The sequence below is a fragment of the Brevundimonas sp. genome (assembly GCF_018608325.1).
Taxonomy (GTDB): Bacteria; Pseudomonadota; Alphaproteobacteria; order Caulobacterales; family Caulobacteraceae; genus Brevundimonas.
Map to the genome: position 1 here is coordinate 51,807 of NZ_JABAZW010000052.1, position 18,742 is coordinate 70,548.

At 65.5% G+C, this 18,742-nt stretch carries 20 protein-coding genes and 1 pseudogene; 13 read left to right on the plus strand and 8 right to left on the minus strand.

Annotated features, from left to right (window positions below; translation table 11 throughout):
- The 5 genes from QZ281_RS05475 to QZ281_RS05495 all read left to right on the plus strand — a co-directional run.
- Positions 1-81, plus strand: an 81-nt coding sequence (locus QZ281_RS05475) for a hypothetical protein (RefSeq protein ID WP_292225792.1), incomplete at its 5' end; no start/stop codon positions are given.
- 4 nt (positions 82-85) lie between these two features.
- A complete protein-coding gene (gene pstB, locus QZ281_RS05480; protein ID WP_292225644.1) occupies positions 86-1,021 on the plus strand; it encodes a phosphate ABC transporter ATP-binding protein PstB in 936 nt (311 codons plus the stop codon).
- Positions 1,021-1,752 carry a phosphate signaling complex protein PhoU gene (phoU, locus tag QZ281_RS05485; RefSeq protein WP_292225646.1) on the plus strand — a complete coding sequence of 244 codons (732 nt, stop codon included), beginning with the start codon at positions 1,021-1,023 and terminating at the stop codon, positions 1,750-1,752. Before pstB ends, phoU begins: the two co-directional genes overlap by 1 nt.
- Before the next feature lie 20 nt (positions 1,753-1,772).
- The gene (phoB, locus tag QZ281_RS05490; protein WP_201097060.1) at positions 1,773-2,465 is read left to right on the plus strand and encodes a phosphate regulon transcriptional regulator PhoB; all 693 of its coding nucleotides are present in this window, start codon (positions 1,773-1,775) and stop codon (positions 2,463-2,465) included.
- A 101-nt stretch (positions 2,466-2,566) separates the two neighbouring features.
- Positions 2,567-3,286, plus strand: a complete 720-nt coding sequence (locus tag QZ281_RS05495) for a CPBP family intramembrane glutamic endopeptidase (RefSeq protein WP_292225654.1) — start codon at positions 2,567-2,569, stop codon at positions 3,284-3,286.
- A 33-nt stretch (positions 3,287-3,319) separates the two neighbouring features.
- Here the strand turns inward: QZ281_RS05495 and QZ281_RS05500 are convergent, their stop codons facing one another.
- Positions 3,320-4,243, minus strand: coding sequence for an Hsp33 family molecular chaperone (locus tag QZ281_RS05500; protein ID WP_292225658.1), 924 nt, complete (start codon positions 4,241-4,243; stop codon positions 3,320-3,322).
- Between the two features lie 184 nt (positions 4,244-4,427).
- On the opposite strand from QZ281_RS05500, the gene QZ281_RS05505 reads away from it, so the two are divergent.
- The 4 genes and pseudogenes from QZ281_RS05505 (at position 4,428) to QZ281_RS05515 (ending at position 9,864) form a co-directional block, all read left to right on the plus strand.
- Complete coding sequence (locus tag QZ281_RS05505; protein WP_292225660.1) at positions 4,428-5,906, plus strand: SDR family oxidoreductase; 1,479 nt, start codon at positions 4,428-4,430, stop codon at positions 5,904-5,906.
- Between the two features lie 118 nt (positions 5,907-6,024).
- A pseudogene (locus QZ281_RS18200) lies at positions 6,025-6,552 on the plus strand (HAD-IB family phosphatase); the annotation flags it as partial.
- Between the two features lie 135 nt (positions 6,553-6,687).
- Positions 6,688-7,917, plus strand: coding sequence for a phosphoglycerate dehydrogenase (gene serA / locus QZ281_RS18205; protein ID WP_363297458.1), 1,230 nt, complete (start codon positions 6,688-6,690; stop codon positions 7,915-7,917).
- A gap of 141 nt (positions 7,918-8,058) precedes the next feature.
- Positions 8,059-9,864: an autotransporter domain-containing protein gene (locus QZ281_RS05515; protein ID WP_292225665.1), complete on the plus strand. Its 1,806-nt coding sequence runs from the start codon at positions 8,059-8,061 to the stop codon at positions 9,862-9,864.
- 22 nt (positions 9,865-9,886) lie between these two features.
- Here QZ281_RS05515 and QZ281_RS05520 read toward each other — a convergent pair whose 3' ends face one another.
- Positions 9,887-10,441 carry a GGDEF domain-containing protein gene (locus QZ281_RS05520; protein WP_292225794.1) on the minus strand — a complete coding sequence of 185 codons (555 nt, stop codon included), beginning with the start codon at positions 10,439-10,441 and terminating at the stop codon, positions 9,887-9,889.
- Between the two features lie 211 nt (positions 10,442-10,652).
- Here QZ281_RS05520 and purE point away from each other — a divergent pair, with 211 nt between their 5' ends.
- Positions 10,653-11,144: a 5-(carboxyamino)imidazole ribonucleotide mutase gene (purE, locus tag QZ281_RS05525; protein WP_219353572.1), complete on the plus strand. Its 492-nt coding sequence runs from the start codon at positions 10,653-10,655 to the stop codon at positions 11,142-11,144.
- A gap of 1 nt (position 11,145) precedes the next feature.
- Positions 11,146-12,225 (plus strand): 5-(carboxyamino)imidazole ribonucleotide synthase, encoded by a 1,080-nt coding sequence (locus QZ281_RS05530; RefSeq protein WP_292225668.1) that lies wholly within the window; start codon positions 11,146-11,148, stop codon positions 12,223-12,225.
- 768 nt (positions 12,226-12,993) lie between these two features.
- On the opposite strand, the gene QZ281_RS05535 is transcribed toward QZ281_RS05530, so the two are convergent.
- The gene (locus tag QZ281_RS05535; RefSeq protein WP_292225670.1) at positions 12,994-13,653 is read right to left on the minus strand and encodes a COQ9 family protein; all 660 of its coding nucleotides are present in this window, start codon (positions 13,651-13,653) and stop codon (positions 12,994-12,996) included.
- Between the two features lie 187 nt (positions 13,654-13,840).
- Between QZ281_RS05535 and rpsU the strand changes: the two genes are divergently transcribed.
- On the plus strand, positions 13,841-14,083 hold the full coding sequence (gene rpsU, locus QZ281_RS05540) for a 30S ribosomal protein S21 (protein ID WP_087120183.1): 243 nt from the start codon (positions 13,841-13,843) through the stop codon (positions 14,081-14,083).
- A gap of 38 nt (positions 14,084-14,121) precedes the next feature.
- Here rpsU and QZ281_RS05545 read toward each other — a convergent pair whose 3' ends face one another.
- The 4 genes from QZ281_RS05545 to QZ281_RS05560 form a co-directional block, all read right to left on the minus strand.
- Complete coding sequence (locus tag QZ281_RS05545) at positions 14,122-14,454, minus strand: hypothetical protein (RefSeq protein ID WP_292225673.1); 333 nt, start codon at positions 14,452-14,454, stop codon at positions 14,122-14,124.
- Complete coding sequence (locus QZ281_RS05550) at positions 14,451-15,812, minus strand: ABC transporter permease (RefSeq protein ID WP_292225677.1); 1,362 nt, start codon at positions 15,810-15,812, stop codon at positions 14,451-14,453. The genes QZ281_RS05545 and QZ281_RS05550 overlap by 4 nt, the downstream gene beginning before the upstream one ends.
- The gene (locus QZ281_RS05555; RefSeq protein ID WP_292225680.1) at positions 15,809-16,744 is read right to left on the minus strand and encodes an ATP-binding cassette domain-containing protein; all 936 of its coding nucleotides are present in this window, start codon (positions 16,742-16,744) and stop codon (positions 15,809-15,811) included. The genes QZ281_RS05550 and QZ281_RS05555 overlap by 4 nt, the downstream gene beginning before the upstream one ends.
- Positions 16,745-16,810: 66 nt before the next feature.
- Positions 16,811-17,248, minus strand: coding sequence for a VOC family protein (locus QZ281_RS05560; protein WP_292225682.1), 438 nt, complete (start codon positions 17,246-17,248; stop codon positions 16,811-16,813).
- A gap of 91 nt (positions 17,249-17,339) precedes the next feature.
- Between QZ281_RS05560 and QZ281_RS05565 the strand changes: the two genes are divergently transcribed.
- Complete coding sequence (locus tag QZ281_RS05565; protein WP_292225684.1) at positions 17,340-18,236, plus strand: LysR family transcriptional regulator; 897 nt, start codon at positions 17,340-17,342, stop codon at positions 18,234-18,236.
- Here QZ281_RS05565 and QZ281_RS05570 read toward each other — a convergent pair.
- On the minus strand, positions 18,233-18,742 hold a 510-nt coding region (locus QZ281_RS05570), incomplete at its 5' end, for a M23 family metallopeptidase (RefSeq protein WP_292225687.1). The two genes, QZ281_RS05565 and QZ281_RS05570, sit on opposite strands and share 4 nt — an antisense overlap.

The following is an 18,742-nucleotide window of genomic DNA, read 5'->3' on the forward strand; positions in this document are numbered from 1 at the left end:
ATCATGGTGCTTCTGGCCTTCATGATCGTGATGAACGCGGCGGCCATCATCTTGAGGCGGCGCTTCGAGCGCCGGTGGTAAGAGAATGAAATTCCGTATTTTCCGCTCCGCCGAAGACCAGACGGGCGCCGGTCCGGCTGAAGCCGCCGAGACGCCGCGCATCCTGCCGCAGATCCGGACGGGCAAGACCGACGTGTCCGAAGGCCGTCTGGAGGACGCCGAGCCGATCACCGGCCCCGCCGTTGTGGACAGCCCGCCGGTCGGCCCGATCAAGATCGCTGCGCGGGACGTGGGCGTCTTCTATGGCGACAAACAGGCCCTGTTCGACGTGTCTCTGGACATCCCGGACAAGACCGTCACGGCCCTGATCGGCCCGTCGGGTTGCGGCAAGTCGACCTTCCTGCGGACCATGAACCGCATGAACGACACCATCGCGGGCTGTAAGGTCACAGGTCGGATCGCGATGGACGACGAGGACATCAACGACCGCTCCATCGACCCGGTGCTGCTGCGCGCCCGCGTCGGCATGGTGTTCCAGCGTCCGAACCCCTTCCCGAAGTCGATCTACGAGAACGTCGCCTACGGTCCGAAAATCCACGGCCTGGTCAGCGCCAAGTCCGAGATGGACGGCGTGGTCGAAAGCGCCCTGAAACGCGCCGGTCTGTGGGACGAGGTCGCCGATCGCCTGCAATCGTCGGCCATGGGCCTGTCGGGCGGTCAGCAGCAGCGTCTGGTCATCGCCCGCGCCATCGCCGTGAACCCGGAAGTCATCCTGATGGATGAGCCCTGCTCGGCGCTGGACCCCATCGCCACGGCGCGGATCGAGGAATTGATCGACGAACTGCGCGAGCGGTTCTGCATCGTCATCGTCACCCACTCGATGGCCCAGGCCGCACGGGTGTCGCAACGCACCGCCTTCTTCCACATGGGTCGGCTGGTCGAGACCGGGGATACGGAAGACATCTTCCAGAATCCGCGCGAACGCCGCACGCTGGACTACATCACGGGACGCTTCGGCTAATGAACCAGCACACGGTCAAAGCCTACGGCGACGAGCTGAACCAGATCACGGCCGAGATCGCCCGCATGGGCGGCCTGGCCGAGGCCCAGGTCGCGGACGCCATCGATTCCGTCGCCCGCCGCGACGTGGCCCTGGCTCGCGCCGTGGTCGAACGCGACCTGAAGCTGGACGCGCTGCACCGGGATATCGAGAAGAAGGCCATTCGCCTGATCGCCCTGCGCCAGCCGGTCGCCAGCGACCTGCGCCGCACCCTGGGCGCCATGAAGATCGCCACCGATCTGGAGCGCACCGGGGACCTGGCCAAGAACATCGCCAAGCGCGCCCTGATCCTGGCGGACAGCGAGCCGATGCAGCCCCTGACCCGTTCCATCGAGCGGATGGGACGACTGGTCTCGACCCGCCTGCGTGACGTGCTGGACGCCTATACGGCCTCTGAACTGGATCGCGCCGTCGCCGTCTGGCAGACGGACGACGAGGTGGACGAGCACTACAACGCCCTGTTCCGCGAACTGCTGACCTACATGATGGGCGACCCGCGCACGATCGGCGCCTGCACCCATCTGCTGTTCATGGCCAAGAACCTTGAGCGGATCGGCGACCACGCGACCAATATCGCCGAGACCGTCCACTACGAGATCACCGGCGACGACATCGTGGGCGAACGCCCGCGCGCCCAACCGACGGCCGAGGATGCTGATCCGACGCCAAACCTTTCGACCAACGCGCACTGAGCCGAGACCGGAGACACGACGTGCAGCCCTATATCCTTGTGATGGAAGACGAGGACGCTCTGGCGACCCTTCTTCAGTACAATCTTGAAAAGGAAGGCTACGACGTCACCGTCGCCGCCGATGGCGAAGAGGGGATGCTGCAGATCGACGAGCGCCAGCCCGATCTGGTGCTGCTGGACTGGATGCTGCCCAAGCTGTCGGGCATCGAGGTCTGCCGCCGCATCCGGGGCAAGGCCGAGACGCGCAACCTGCCGATCATCATGCTGACGGCGCGCGGCGAAGAAAGCGACCGGGTGCGCGGTCTGGACACCGGCGCTGACGACTATCTGACCAAACCGTTTTCGATGGTCGAACTGATCGCCCGTATCCGCGCCGTGCTGCGCCGCATCCGTCCGGGTCTGGCCGACGACCGTCTGAACCACGGCGACATCATCATCGACCGCGTCTCGCATCGGGTGAAGCGCGACGGTAAGGAAGTTCACCTCGGCCCGACTGAGTTCCGCCTGCTGGACCACTTCATGCAGCATCCGGGCCGCGTGTTCAGCCGCGAACAGTTGCTGGACGCCGTCTGGGGATCAGACGTCTATGTCGAGGCGCGCACCGTGGACGTCCACGTCGGGCGTCTGCGCAAGGCCCTGGCCATCGCCGATGAAAGCGCCAACCCGATCCGCACCGTCCGTTCGGCAGGCTATTCGCTGGATCTGGAAGGCTGATCCGGCGCTGTAACGGCGCGGGTTTTCGTTAAATTTCAGCAATGTGCATCTGACGCACATCGTCACGGCCTCCATGATGCAGATCATGGAGGGGATGGCGTATGCCGGATGCGATAATTGCGACCTTGGCCTGGGTCGGCGCCGTTGGGGCGGCGGGGCTGGCGGGCTTGGTGCTGACCAAGGGACGGATCGGCTGGGGCTGGTTCATCGCCGCCCTGGTGCTGATGATCGTCTATGACGCCCTGCTGACGCGGGGATACGGCCATATCCCGCTGAGCTTCTGGCCATCCAAGTGGAATTGGGAAGGCAAGGCGATGGCGGTCGTCCTGTCGCTGGTCGTGGCCAGTCTGCCGGTTCTGGGCTGGAGGCGTTCAGGCCTGACGCTGAAACAGGATGGCAAGGGACTGCCGGGCGCACTGATCCTGTCGGGATTTCTGGCGGCGCTGTTCCTGGGGTTGGCCCTGTATTTCCCCGGCGAGGGGTTCGACATCGATAGCCTGGCCTTCCAGATGACCATGCCGGGGCTGGATGAGGAGTTGTTCTATCGCGGCGTGCTGCTGCTGATGCTGAACGAGGCGTTCGGCAAGCCGGTGCGGGTGCTGGGCGCGCAGATGGGGTGGGGGGCTGTGGTGTCGTCCGTCGCCTTCGGCCTGATGCACGCGCTGGGCTATTCGGACGGGAGTTTCAGCTTCGAGCCGGTGCTGATGGCGACGACGGGCGTTTCGGCCCTGTTGCTGGTCTGGCTGAAGGAAAAGACCGGAAGCGTGCTGCTGCCGATCGTGATGCACAACTTCGGGAATGTGATCTTCATGCTGGTCTGACGTCCGCAGACGCCAGACCAGCATGGGAACGGCTCAGATCTGTTCCGCCACGATTTCGTCGGGGGTCAGTTCATAGACGGTGGCGCAGTATTCGCAGGTGACGCGGATCTGGCCATCGTCCTCGACCATGTCGGCGCGCTCGACCGGGTCGAATGAGGCCAGGACGGCGGCGATCCGGTCCTTGGAGCAGCGGCACACGGCGGTCAGGGCCTTGGCGCCTTCCAGCCGCACGCCGTCTTCGTGGAACAGGCGGAACAACAGGGTCTCGGCCGAGATGGTTGGGTCGATCAGTTCGTCGTCGGCCAGGGTGCCGAACAGGGCGCGGGTGCGGTCCCAGACCTCTTCGGTCGAGCCGCGGGCCTCGTCGCCGGCGATGATCTGGATCATGGCCCCGCCCGCACGCCACTGCGTCCCGGCGTTGGTGACGACCGAGCCGACGGCCAGCCGCACCTTGGTCGGCACCTGCTCGGACTGTTCGAAATAGTGTTCGGCGCACAGCGACAGGCTTTCGCCCTCGATGGGGGTGATGCCCTGTGTGCGTTCAAAGTCGGGGCCGCGGTCCAGCGTCATGACGAAGACGCCCTTGCCCAGCAGGGTCTGGGCGCCGGGACGCGCAAAGCCCTTGGAGGCCTCGGCGACTTCATCGGCGTCATAACGGCAATAGCCGCGCAGCGTGCCGTCGGTGCCGTAGTCGGCGACGACATAGCGGACAGGGCCATCGCCCTGGGCCTGAACCATCAGGCGGCCCTCGAACTTGAGGCTGGAGCCGATCAGGGCGGCCAGCGCGCAGGCTTCGCCCAGCAGGGCGGCGACCGGTTCGGGATAGGCATGGGCGGCCAGGATCTTGTCGATGGCGGCGCCCAGGCGGACCAGGCGGCCGCGCACGGGCCAGCCTTCGATCTGGAAGGCGGCGGCCAGGTCGTCTGAAACGGCGGTGTGTGGCGCGTGATCGGTCACGGCGGTGTCCTTGGGGTTCGTCATTCGGGGATCGGGGCTATGTAGGCGCCCGAGCGGCGGTTGATAAGGGGGGATGATCGGGCCGCAATTGGGGCGTCGTGTCGGCTCGACAAACCTGTAAGCTTGGCTGCAGAAACATCGACAATCGGCCCCCGGATTCTCCAGGGATGGAAATGAGGCCCGCATGAGCGTGAAACCCACTCTGAAGCCGCTTGGCCAGCAATCCATCGTGGTCACGGGCGCCACATCCGGTGTGGGTCTGGCGACGGCGCGGCGGGCGGCGCGGGCCGGGGCCAAGGTCTTCCTGATCGCGCGCGGCGAAAAGAATCTGCGCGCCCTGTGCGAAGAGCTTCAAGCGCAAGGGGCGCGCGTCGCCTGGGCCGTGGCGGATGTCGCCGATCATAATTCGTTGAAAGAGGCGGCGGACAAGTGCCAGCGCCTGTTCGGCGGCTTCGACACCTGGGTCAACAATGCGGGCGTGGGCCTGTTCGGCGCCATCCGCGACACGTCGCTGGAAGACCAGCGGCGGCTGTTCGAGACCAACTACTGGGGCGTGGTCAACGGATCGGTCGTGGCGGCGGAACATCTGCGCGGGCGTCCGGGCGGCGGGGCCATCATTAATGTCGGCTCGATCCTGTCGGACCTGCCCCTGCCGGTTCAGGGCGTCTATTCGGCGTCCAAGCACGCGGTGAAGGGGTTCACCAATGCACTGCGGATCGAACTGTTGCGCGAAAAGGCGCCCGTGACGGTCAGTCTGGTCAAGCCCGGCGCCATCGACACCCCCTACAGCCGACATGCACGGAACCTGACCGGGCAGGCGGTGCATAACCCCCAGCCGGTCTATGCGACCCATGTGGTCGCCGACACTATTCTGTACTGCGCGACGCATCCGATCCGCGAAATCACGGTTGGCGGGGGAGGGCGTGCGATTGCGTCATTTTATTCAGCTTTGCCGGAGATTGCGGAACCACTTTTGGCGCGGTTCGCTCCTTCACTGATGCGGGACCGCCGTTCCGCCTATCAGCCGTTCGACGATGGGCTTTATGACCCGACGGACGACGGCCTCGATGAAGAGGTTCACTATCCTATGGTTCGTAATTTCAGCGCCCTGGCCGAAGTCCGCAAACATCCCGGCGTCACCGCCGGCAGTCTGGCACTGATCGTGATCGGCGCCGCCGCCGCCGTCTATCTGTCGCAGCGCAGCGGTCCGACCCGTTATCAGCGCATCAAGACCCGCATCGATCCGCGGGGTTGGGTCGATACGGATGCGCTGCGCCACCGGTTTGAGGACGCCGTTGACGCCTTCCGTCATGGGGCAGAGGATTTCGGCGACCGTGCGGGCGAGTTTTCTCGCGACGCCTACAGCCGCGCCGGTGAGTTTTCACGTGACGCCCGGCATCGCGCCGCTGATCTGGCCGATGATGCCCGCGATCGTGCCGGCGGCTGGTTTCGTTCGGCGCGCAAGGACGCCAAGAAGGCGGCCAAGAAACACGGCAAGACCGCGCGTCACTATGCCGATGAAGCCGTTGATTATGCACGCGACCACCCGCGTGAAGGCGGGGCCCTGCTGGCCGTCGCGACACTGGCGGCGGTGATCGGGGCTGCTGTTCTGGAAAGCCGTCGCCCTGACAGTCACGTGCGCCGCATCGCCCGCTTCCGCTAAATTCTTGCCGCCTGTCCTGTGAAAACGGGTGCAGGCGGCATGGTTTAAGCGCAACTGACGCCGATCATCAGTACGACTTGGCTTTGCTGCGACCGCGAAGGGGGCTAAGACGCCGCGCATGAGCGCGCGCCCCACCCTGATTTTCGACTTCGATTCGACCCTGGTTGATTTCGAGACCCTTGAAGCCCTGGCCGACATCGCCCTGGCGGACTCGCCAGACGCAGCCAAGACACGTGCCGAGATCGCCGCACTGACCGATCAGGCGATGGGTGGCCAGATCGGGTTCGGTGAGGCGCTGCGTCAGCGTCTGGCCCTGCTGCCGCTGACGCGCGACCATGTCGCGACGCTGGCGGAACGGGCGTCGGATCATCTGACGGCGTCTGTGCGGCGCAACCTGAACTTCTTCCAGCAGAACAAAGGCAAGGTGGTCATCCTGTCCGGGGGCTTCCGCGAGGTGATCGCGCCGGTGGCCGAGGATCTGGGCGTGTCGCCCGACCGCGTGCTGTGCAACGACCTGATCTATGACGAGGCCGGGCGGGTGATCGGTGTCGATCAGGCCAACCCCCTGTCGGACGCGGGCGGCAAGCCCAAGGCGATCCATGATCTGAACCTGACGGGCCGCGTGGTCATGATCGGCGACGGCTGGAACGACGCCGAGGTCAAGCTGGCCGGCGCCGCCGACGCCTTCTACGCCTTCACCGAGGTCGTGCGTCGCGCGCCTGTGGTCGAGGTCGCGGACGCAGAAGCCGCGTCTCTGGACGAGGTGCTGCACGCCGAGGGTCTGGTCGGGCGCTGGTCCTTCCCGCGCAGCCGCATGAAGATGCTGCTGCTCGAAAACATCCACCCCGCCGCCGTCGAGCGGCTGGAGGAGGCGGGTTACTCGGTCGAGACCCAGAAGGGCGCGCTGGACGAGGACGATCTGATCGAGGCGATCAAGGGCGTTCACGTGCTGGGCATCCGCTCCAAGACCACGGTGTCGCGCCGCGTGCTGGAAGAGGCCGACAAGCTGATGGCCATCGCCGCCTTCTGCATCGGCACCAACCAGATCGATCTGGAAGCCGCCTCGGACCACGGGGTCGCGGTGTTCAATGCGCCCTATTCCAACACGCGTTCGGTGGTCGAGCTAGCCATCGGCTTGATGATCGTGCTGATGCGTGACGTGGCCGACAAGTCGGCGGCCATGCATGTCGGCCAGTGGAACAAGTCAGCGACGGGCTCCAAGGAGCTGCGTGGCAAGACCCTGGGCATCGTCGGCTATGGCGCCATCGGCAGCCAGTTGTCGGTGCTGGCCGAGAACCTGGGGATGCGGGTTCTGTTCTATGACCTGTCGGAGCGGCTGGCGCTGGGCAATGCACGGCGGATGCGTTCGCTGGACGCCCTGCTGGCCGAAAGCGACGTGGTGACCCTGCATGTCGACGGTCGCAAGGAAAACAGCGCCATCTTCGGCGCGGCCCAGTTCTCCAGGATGAAGGAAGGGGCGCTGTTCCTGAACCTGTCGCGCGGCCATGTCGTCGATGTCGGCGCCTTGTCGCAGGCCATAGGCTCGGGCCGGGTCGCAGGCGCCGCCGTGGACGTCTTCCCCGAAGAACCGCGCACCAATTCCGATCCGTTCGAAAGCCCGCTGCAGGGCCTGAAGAACATGATCCTGACGCCCCACATCGGCGGCTCCACCGAAGAGGCGCAGGAAGCCATCGCCGAGTTCGCGGCCGAGCGGTTGCTGGGCTATCTGAACCGGGGGGATACGACCTTCAGCGTCAACCTGCCGAACGTGCAGTTGGCGGATGTGTCGGGCGCGCACCGCATTCTGCACATTCACCGAAACCAGCCCGGCGTTCTGGCCGAACTGAACCGCGCGCTGGCCTCGGCTGGGCTGAACATCCTGGGGCAGCACCTGAAGACGGATGAGCGGACCGGCTATGTCATCACCGACGTGGATCATGACTATGACCCGGAAGCTTTGCGTGAGCTGAAGTCGGTGCCGGGGACGCTGAAGTTCCGCACGCTGCACTAAAGCCCGATACGGCGGCTGCGGTTGTGTTGTCACAGTCGCCGATATCTTCCGAATACTGACGTAACGGCATCTTGCGCTTGGCGCTGGCTGGCGCATCCTCCTGTTGAACGGTCGCAATCACGACGACCGCGGGAGGAATCTATGTCGCGCTTTCTCACAGGCGGCGCCGTCGCCGCCCTTGCCCTGGCCGCCTGCGCATTCGCCGGTTCAGCTTCAGCCCAGACCTACAGCCGCCTTGTCGTGTTCGGCGACAGTCTGAGCGATAACGGCAATCTGTATCTGATTTCGAGTGGCACGCAGCCGCCGTCGCCGCCCTATTATCAGGGACGTTTCTCCAGCGGTCAGGTCTGGACCGAAAGGCTGGGCTTCAACGCAGCGAACTTCACCGGCTCTGTGACCGGCAGCATCAACTATGCCTTCGGCGGATCGCGCACCGACGCCTCCGCAGGCGTGCCGTTCGGCATGTTGAACCAGTTGGCGCGCTATACGGCGGCGGGCGGAAATTTCGGCGCGACCGATCTGGTGACCGTGCTGGGCGGGGCCAATGACATCTTCCAGGCCCTGCCGGCGGCAGGCGCATCCGCCAGCCCGGTCGCGGCCATGACGCCGGTGGCGACAGGCGCGGCGGCCAACATCAATACGCTGGTGAACAACGTCGCAGGTGCAGGCGCAGGCACGATCCTGGTGTCCAACCTGCCCAAGCTGAGCATCACGCCGCAGTTCCGGGGCACGCCTGCCGCGCCTCTGGCTGACTATTCGGCGACGACCTTCAACACCGCCCTGCAGACCGGCCTGAATACTGTCGCCGCCGCACGGCCGGGGTCGAACATCATCATGATGGACCTGTTCAAGATCGGCGACACCATCACCGCCAATCCGGGCCAGTTCGGTGTCAGCAATGTCACCGCGTCCTGTTTCAACGGGGTCACAGTCTGCGCTGATCCATCCAGCTATTTCTATTTTGACGGGGTTCACCCGACGGCGACGGGCCATGTGCTGATCGCCAAGTTGGCGACGGACTATCTGTATTATGGCGACATCGGCGCCCAATCGACGCTGCAGGGCGAGACGACCTATCGCCACCGCGAAGAGGCGCTGGAGGCGGCCAGTGAGGCCCTGTCAGGACGCGAGGCCTGGACGCAGGGCGTGTCGATCACGACCTCGGCTAACTACAACAACACCAAGACCGACGCGCGGGGTTCGGTGCGGTCCTCGACCTCTGACGGTTGGGGCGGTCGGATCGCGCTGGAGGCGGGGCCGTCGGCTTCGTGGCGGTTCGGCATGGCCGGGTCGGCGCAGAAGGCCGATGTCGACAGCGATGCGTTCAAATTCTCGGTCGAGAGCTTCGGCATGGATGTCTATGGCGGCTGGCGCTCGGACAATGTCTTCGTCAACGCAGCGGTCGGCGTGGCGCGCGACAACATCAACGACATCAAGCGCACCACCAGTCTGGCGCCGATCGTCCACACCGCCGACACCCGCGCGGTCAGCACCGGTGCACGTCTGCAGGGCGGCATGTGGTTCGACATGGGCGGTTTCGCCCTGTCGCCGCGCGCGGCCCTGGCCTATGTCGCCAGCGACGTGGACGGCTATTATGAGCAGGGCGTCGCCGCCCAGTATCAGTACGGCGACCGCACGGTGAAGGCCCTGACCGGCGAGGTGTCCCTGCGCGCCGAAGCCGAGATGAGCGGTTTCGGCCTGTTCGCCGAGGGCGGCTATCGCGATGCGCTGGACGACAGTTCCGATCCGGTCCGCGTCGGCATCTTCAACAACCCGGCCAAGGTGCTGTCGCGCGAAGTCGATGATCCGTTCGGCGGCCAGTTCCTGGCGTCTGCGGGCGTAGAGGGCACGGTCGGTCCGGTGAAGGTGACTGTCGGCTATCGCGGACGGTTCGGCGACCACGCTGATAGCCACACGGGCGGGATTCAGCTGCGCTTGCCGCTGTAAGCTTGATGAGCGGGAAGGGGCCTCAGCGCCCCTTCTTGCGCACCCACATGGCGGCGTCGGCCTCGGTCAGCCAGACCTCAGGGTCGGTGTGGCTCTCGAAGGCGCGCACGCCGAAGGAGCCGCCCAGTTCGGTTTTCTGGCCGTCCCAGACGAAGCCCTCGTCCTTTAGGGCGACGTCCAGTTGGCGGGCCTTGGCGCGGCCTTCCTCCAGTCCGGCGTGCAGCATCAGCAGGCCGAACTCATCGCCGCCCAGACGTCCGACGGCGTCGGATTCGCGCAGATTCCGCAGGAACAGCTTGGCCACCGCGATCAGGGCGGCGTCGCCCGCAGCGTGACCCAGTGTGTCGTTGACGCTCTTGAACCCGTCCATGTCCAGATACAGCAGGACAGCGGGCACCTCATGGCGCTGGCAATAGGCCATGGTGCGCGACATGGCGGCGATGAAGCCGCGCCGGTTCAGGGCCGGGGTCAGGACGTCATGGTCGGCCAGGGCCTCAGCCATCGCCGCACGCTGCTTCCACGTCTCCAGCTCGGCGCGCAGCCGGGCCAGTTCGGCGGTCAGGTCGTGATCGGCCACGTCGGTCAAGGCGGCGGAAGGCTCCGGGACGCGCGACAGAATCGGGCGCGCAATCAGGCGATGTTAAAGCCTGATCTCACGACATTGAAGGTGGCGTGGCGCGGAAACCGGCCCATGAACAGGCGGAAATGACGTTGGGGCGCCTCTGTTCGGTTGCGGCGCCCGCCTGCGTGCTGTAACGGGCGGCCTTTCCGCGAGGGGCCTTACAGACATGGCGACTTCCGCAACGCCGGTGGCGATCATCATGGGCAGCCGGTCCGACTGGCCCACGATGAAGCTGGCCGCCGACAAACTGGACCAACTGGGCGTCGCCTGGGAGGCCAAGGTCGTCAGCGCGCACCGCACCCCGGAACGTCTGGTCCAGTTCGCCACGGGCGCAAAGGCCGCCGGGTACAAGGTCATCATCGCAGGCGCAGGCGGCGCCGCTCACCTGCCGGGCATGGCCGCGTCCATGACGGAATTGCCCGTGCTGGGCGTGCCGGTGAAGTCCAAGGCCCTGAAGGGCATGGATAGCCTGTTGTCCATCGTGCAGATGCCTGCGGGTGTGCCGGTCGCGACATTGGCCATCGGCGAGGCAGGCGCCGCCAACGCCGGCATTCTGGCCGCGCAGATTCTGGCCCTGTCGGACGAGGCACTGGCCGAGCGTCTGGCCGCCTTCCGCGTCGCCCAAACCGAATCTGTCGCCGAATCCGTCGAGGACTGACGTGCCCAGCCTTCCGCTTCCCCCCGGTTCGACCCTCGGCATCATTGGCGGAGGCCAACTGGGCCGGATGCTGAGCCAGGCCGCGTCGCGTCTGGGCTTTGACGTCGTCATTCTGGACCCCGAGGCCAACAGCCCGGCGGGCCGGGTGTCGGCGCGCCAGATAGTCGCCGCCTATGGTGACCCTGAGGCGCTGACGGCGCTAGGCCGGGCCGCTGACGTGGTGACGTTCGAGTTCGAAAATGTGCCCGCCGCCTCCATCGAGCGTCTGGCCGAAGCGGGCGCATTGGTTGCGCCGGGGCCGACGGCGCTGCGGGTGTCGCAGGACCGGGTGGATGAAAAGACCTTCCTGAACGCCGTGGGCGCGCCGACGGTGCAGTTCGCGGTGGTGGACACGCTGTCAGACCTGATCGACGGGCTGACGGTGCTGGGGGTTCCGGCCCTGCTGAAGACCCGCCGCGAAGGCTATGACGGCAAGGGACAGGTCTGGATCCGCGACATCGCCGATGCGGCGCAGGCGCTGGAAAGTCTGGGCGGACGCCCGGCGATCCTGGAGGCCAAGGCCAGTTTCGTGCGCGAACTGTCCGTCATCGCCGCGCGCGACTGGGACGGCCATATGGCGGTCTATCCGTTGGGCGAGAACAGCCATGAGGGCGGGGTTCTGCGCACGACGCTGGCGCCCGCAACCGTGGACGAGAAGACTCAAGGACGTGCCCGCGCCATTGCCGAGGCGATTCTGGACGGGCTGGACTATGTCGGGGTTCTGGGGGTCGAGTTGTTTGACCTCGGAGACGACGTGCTGCTGGTCAACGAGATCGCGCCGCGTGTCCACAACACCGGCCACTGGACCCAGGACGGCTGCGTCTGCGACCAGTTCGAACAACATATCCGCGCCGTGACAGGCTGGCCCCTTGGCCCCACGACCGCCCACGCCCGCGTCGAGATGACCAATCTGCTGGGCGACGAGGTCGAACAGTGGCGCGCTCTGGCAGGCAAGGCCGACGAACGCCTGCACCTGTACGGCAAGGCCGAGGCGCGCGCCGGCCGCAAGATGGCGCATGTGAACCGGGTGCTGCCATTGTGACAGGCGGGCCCGACCGTTCGTTCAGAGCGCGCTGGCGGTCGGCTGTTCCTGTTGTCATTGCGACTTTGGTGGGGCCGCTATTCATTGGTCTGCTTTTGCGCGGAGACGCTGGCGCTGTAGGCGATCACCTGAAATGGCCTGTTGGTGCGCCGTATCAGTCGTTGGTCATCAATGGGGCGTTTCTGTTTGCGGCCATGAGTGGGGGCGCTGCCTTCCTGCTGGTTCGCCGTCCGTGGTGGATATGGGGACCGGCTTGCGTCCTCAGCCTTTTGGCCGTGTTGTTTTGCGCGCCTTTCGCACAGGGCTGGGCGAGGCTGGACCGTGGTTCGGTTTCAATCGCCCCTGGTTGGCCGTCCAAGGCGCGCAGTTACGGGCTGTCCGATGTCGGTGAGATTCGGGTTGAGTGCCGGTATTCCCGCCTGAACCGCTGGAAGCAGACTGCGAGGATAAGCTACGTCGTGATCCTTAAAGACGGGACGAGTGTAAATGCTACGTCCAGTCAGCGCGGTGTCGGTCGTTGGCTGGTGGCGCTCGATGCATGGGACGCGCAGCCGGGTCTTGCGGCGCGACGATTGGTTGAGCCGTCGTCATCGCAGTGTGTGGCTGATCTGGAGAAGGATCTGGATGCCTCAGCCTACGCAGCGGCTATGCGTATGATCCAAGGCTCTGAGCCTTCTGTGGCGTCAGGCAACATCAACTAACGGACCGTCTGATATGATCAGGCGTCATTCTGGGCTTAAGCTCGAGGATGACAGCGGGACGGGGAAGCTAGGACGTTGCCTGATCCCGCGCGCCGTACCGCATGCGACTCAGCACATTCGCCGCTTTCCTGAACGGGGCGTCGAAATCCTTGCCGGCTTTCCATTTTTCGAAGGCCATGACGTTTTCGATGCGGCGGGCGACGAATTCTTCGGCTGTCTCACGACCGTCGAACCAGCGCATGGTCAGGGCAGGAATCAGGATGCCCGACAGGATGGTGCGCTTGGAATAGTGGTTCCAGTCGGTGGCCTCGTCACCGGCCCAGCGCCACAGGTGGTCGGCGCTTTCCCACGCCAGTTTCAGCCCCAGATCAGCATTGACGGGCAGGGCCAGGAAGGCGGCGCAGCGGCGCGTGGCCTCAAGGTCGGCGGCGCCCGCCTCCATGCGCTCGGACACGGCGCGGGCGATTCGTTCGCGAATCTTCAACGACTTGGCGTCGATTCGTCCCAGCGCCTCCAGCGCACGGTCATCATGACGTCGCGACAACAGGGCGGCCAGATCGCGCGCACCATTGGGCAGCAGCAGTTCTTCGTCGCCAAGGGACAGGCCGCTGGCCTCGCACGCCTCACGCACCAGACGCGCGTTCCAGCCCAGTGCGGGCGCGCGGGATACGGCGGCGTCCAGCACGGTCTGCTCGGTGCGGTCGGCCCAATCAGGGTTCTGTGTCATGGGGGGAACATACGCCTGTCGCGCGGGGGTTTCGAGCCTTCAAGAATGGTCGCGTTGAACTGGACAGAGCAGGGTGGGTCGTGTATCAGCGCGCCTTCATCCGAGAGCTTCGCTTTCGGAAGACGATTTTATTTTGTTCGCCCGTCTCCCTCACAGGACGCGGCGGGCGGCCAAAGGAGAGTTCAACCTGGTACAGATTTTCGTTCGCGATAATAACGTCGATCAAGCGCTCAAAGCCCTGAAGAAGAAGATGCAACGCGAAGGCAGCTTCCGTGAAATGAAGCGCCACGTGCATTACGAAAAGCCGTCGGAAAAGCGTGCTCGCCAAAAGGCTGAAGCCGTCCGTCGCGCCCGTAAGCTGGCTCGCAAGCGCGCTCAACGCGAGGGCCTGCTGCCCGCGCCGAAGCCCCGCGTGCCCGGCGGTCGTTAAGACCCGCCCCGCAAGGGACCTGGCGAAAGCCAAAAGATTTAAGGCCGCTTCCGAAAGGAGGCGGCCTTTTCTATTTTCTCGCCGTGCAGCGAGAGCCAACCGACATTCAGGCGACCAACCTCTCCGATCGTCATTCCGGGGCTGAGCGGAGCGAAGAACCCGGAAGCCAGGGCTACGGTCGCGCCGTTGATGCAGTTGACATTGGATGCAGCCTCCTGGGTTCCGGGTTCGTCCTGCGGACGCCCCGGAATGACGGTTTGGCGCTGAGTGTCGATTGAACCTGGGCCGTGCGGAAAGAGTCCTCCATTGTAGCGCAGGCGCTGAGCGGCTTCCCCATCGCTGTGCGACAGGGAGGAGAGCTTGGCGTTCACCCCCGCCCTGTGATCGCCCGACCGAACGACTTCCAGCTCAGTTTCACATCCGACAACGCGCCTGCGCGGAAGGCGCGACCGGCGATCCAGACCATCAGGGCGGCGGTGGCGAACATGCCGATCAGGGTCAGGATGATCTCGATCAGGGGCGGATCGCTGGGGGCGCGGGCGCTCATCAGGAAGGGAGTGAAGAAGGGTATCCACGACAGGATCTTCACCACCGGGGCGTCCGGGCTGGTCAGGGCCATCTGCATGACCATGATCGGCACGATCAGCACCATCATGATCGGCCCCATCAGGGTCTGTGCGTCGCGGGGCGTCTCGCAGAAGGCGCCGATGGCGGCGAACAGCACCGCGTACATCAGATATCCGCCGACCATATAGGCGATGAAATAGAAGACCAGACCGTCGTGCAGCAGCACCTGACCCACCTGCACGGCGATCTGGGGTGCGGCGGACAGCAGGACGAAACCGCCCAGCCCGCCCCAGGCGGCCAGCACCGTCAGTGTCAGCAAGGCCACGCCCAGCACCTTGCCTGTCAGGATTTCGGTGGCCGAGGCTGAGGACAGCAGCACCTCAAGGATGCGGTTCGATTTCTCCTCCATCACGCTGTTCAGCAGGATGGAGGCGCCGGTCAGGACCAGCGACCACAACAGGAACCCGGCGCCTAGACCGATGAAGGAGGGCAGGCGGTCGCGCATCGACACCTCGCCCCCGCTGGCGGCGTTGGGCGAGAAGGCCTTCACCTCGGGCCGGAAGGATTCGATCTGATCGACCAGTGCGGGGGCGACGCCTGCCGAGACCAGCATCTGCTCGCGATAGCCGGTACGCAGGGCGCTGCGGATGAAGTCGCCGACGTCGGAATCATTGGCGCGTCCGGTCCAGACCTGTGCGGCGGGACGGTCACCTTCGCGGGTCAGGAAGACGACGGCGTCGAGGCGCTGATCCTCAGGCGTGCTCTTGGCCAGAGCATGACGAATCGCCTCGTCGCGCGCCTGGCCGACGGGCGCGTCGGCGATGGCGGCGGGGGCTGGCACCAGCCTGATCTTGGGCGCGCCCAGAGAGGCGACGGCGCGACTGGCGCCCGCCTGCCCCTTGGCGGCGGCGTCCTGTGCGCGCTGGTTTATGCGGTCCTGTTCGGTCTTGAGCGCGGACTGGACGACGGCGGCGAGGCCGGAGGCCTGCGGGCCTTCCTCGACGATGGCGACGGCCTTGATCGGCTCAGCGGAGCGGATCAGCAGGGGAATGCCCCCGCCCAATACCGCGAACAGCGGAAAGGCCAGCAGCGACAGCCAGAAGCCGACGGTCTTGGCATAGGCGACATATTCGCGCCGTGCGATCAGCAGGGTGCGCTTCATTGGGCGATCTCCCGAACGGCGGGTTGGTCGGGATGGTCGCCGGTCAGGCCGATGAAGGCGTCGTGCAGGGTTGGCTCCTTTAGGGCGAAGCGGCGAACGTCCAGACCGCTGAGGAAGGCGGCCTTCAACGTCTCCTGACCCGCTGCGCCGGGCAGCAGGGCGACCTTCAACTGGCCGTCGGGCAGGGTTTCGACGCCTGCAACGCCAGGCAGGGCGGCGGCGGCCTGTGCGGTGATGTCGCCTTCCAGATCAAGGAAGCGGGGCGAGGTGGAGCGGGCTTCGTCCACCGAACCTTCGAACGCCTTTCGCCCCCGCGCCAGCAGCACGACCTTGTCGCACAGACGTTCGGCGTGCTGCATCACATGGGTGGAGAACAGGACGGTCGCGCCATCGGCGGCCAGACCCCGGATCATTTCCTCCAGCCCCTGCTGGTTCATGGGGTCCAGGCCCGAGAAGGGCTCGTCCAGAATGACGAACTCAGGCCTGTGAACGACCGAGGCGATCAGCTGCACCTTCTGGGCCATGCCCTTGGACAGCTCTTTCATCTTCTTCTTTTGCGATGCGCCCAGACCCTGCTGCTCCAGCATCACCTTCGCGCGCTTCTTGCCTTCAGCGATGGGCAGGCCCTTCAGGGCGCCGAAGAAGGCGATGGCCTCGACCGGGGTCATCTTCTTGTAGAGGCCGCGTTCTTCGGGAAGGAAGCCGATGCGGTCGCGCACCAGACGCCCGTCGGATGCGCCCAGAATGTCGATCCGGCCGCTGGTCGCGGGCTGCAGGCCCAGGATCATGCGCAGGGTCGAGGTCTTGCCCGCGCCATTGGGGCCGAGGAAGCCGCAGATCGACCCCTTGGGAACCGCGAAACTGAGGTCGCGGACGGCTTCGAAATCGCCGTATCGCTTGGTCACGCCCTCAAGCGTCAGTGCCGCTGTCATGCCGCCTCCCGTTTCTTGACCTTGAGCCTAGCAAGGGTTCGGGAGGCGGCGCCAGCGGCAAGGGAATCAGGCCTCTGGATTAAGGCGGCGCGCGTCCTCGATCGTGAAGGCGATGGCCTGTCCGTAGGACAGCTCCAGCGTATTGCCGTCGGGGTCGGCGATATAGGTCCAGTAGCCGACGGGCGGGCCGCTGTCGGTCGGGGCCTTGCGCAGGATGCCTTCCTGTTCGGCCTGCTGCGCCAGACGGTCGACATCCTCGCGGCTGGCGCAGGCGACGCCCAGATGGCCGAACGGACCCAGCGGCGTGTCGTCCAGCGCTTCGGACTCAACCAGAACCAGAGCAAAGGGACGTGAGAAATCCGTCAGCCAGGCGACGGCGCGGATGGCGCCCCCCGCCGCGCGGCGATGGATCACTCTCATGCCTGCATAATGCTCGTAGAAGCGGATGCTGGCCTCCAGGTCTCTGACCACAAAGGCGATGTGCGAAAGGCCGGTGTCGTTCATCGGTCATCTCCTTGTCGATGCTGCGGATCAGGAGATGGGGCATAAATATTTGTTTTGAAAATCGTCATTTCTAACATTTAGTATTCGTCAAATGAATGATCTTGCCGCGCTGGACCTGAACCTGCTGGTCGTGATGGAGGCCCTGTTCGCAGAGCGTCATGTCTCGCGCGCGGCCCTGCGGCTGAACCGAAGCCAGCCCGCCGTCAGTCAGGCGCTGGGGCGGCTGCGCCTGACCTTTGAAGATCCGCTGCTGATCCGGGGCGCTGAAGGGTGGGAGCTGACGGCGCGGGCGCGTGAAATGGAGCCGGTTCTGGCCGAGACGCTGGCCGCGGTGCGGGGGTTGGTGCGGCCGACGCCTTTTGAGCCGGCCCAGACGCGCCGGACCTATCGCCTGACCATGTCGGACTATGCCTCAGCCATGCTGGGGCCGCGCCTGCTGCCTGTGTTGCGGGAACAGGCGCCGGGCGTGCATCTGTCGATCACGACCCGCAGCCGGGATGCGGCCATGGCGGCGGTGGTGGACGGGGATGTCGATCTGGCGCTGGGCGTCTTTCCCGAACGTCCCGCACAGGTGCGCGAAAGCCTGCTGCTGGAAGAGCGGTTCGTCTGCGTCATGGATCGAACGACGCTGGGCGACCGGTTTGATCCGTCGGCCTATCTGGCTCGGCCGCACGTGTCGGTCGCGGTTCAGGACGGGCGGGTGGACGAGGTGGACGGAGCGCTGGCGCGTCTGAACCACAGGCGCGAGGTGGTGGTGACCCTGCCGCACTGGAGCGTGGCGCCCGATCTGATCGCGGGAACCGATCTGGTGCTGACCATCTCAAGCCGCAGCCTGCGCGAGCCGTTGGACCCGCGTCTGGCGGTCGTGCCGCCGCCGTTTGCGCTGACGCCCTTTCGTTTCGTCCAGACCTGGCATGAGCGCAGGGACGGGGATGCGGGTTTGCAGTGGTTGCGGCAGCGGCTGAGCGAGTGTGCGGTTGCGGCCTAGGTCTTGGCCTTGACGGCAATCTGGAAACTGCGGCCCACGACACGGGTGGGGTTCACCTGATCGCCATCACGGCGGACTTCGAAATGTAGGTGAGGGCCGGTGGAATAGCCGGTGGAGCCGACCAGACCGATGCGCTGGTCCGGCGTGACCCTGTCGCCGGTGGCCACGTCGATGCGGCTGAGGTGGCCGTAAATGGTGGTCATGCCGTTGGGGTGGGCCACCTCGATGAAGTTGCCGTATCCGCCCGCGTCATAGCCTGTGCGGATCACCTCACCCTCTGCGGCGGTGAAGACCGAGGTGCCTTTGGGCGCGGCGATATCAACGCCCTTATGAGCGCGGGCGCGGGCCTCGATGGCCAGTTTGCGAATGCCGAAGTCGGAGTTGATGGCATAGCCGCGCACCGGCATCTCAAAGGCGATCTGGCGCATGACGGGGCCGACCGTCTCGACCTGGGCCATGACCGGCGGCGCGACCGGCGCATAGGCGCTGTCGACCGTGATCGGAGA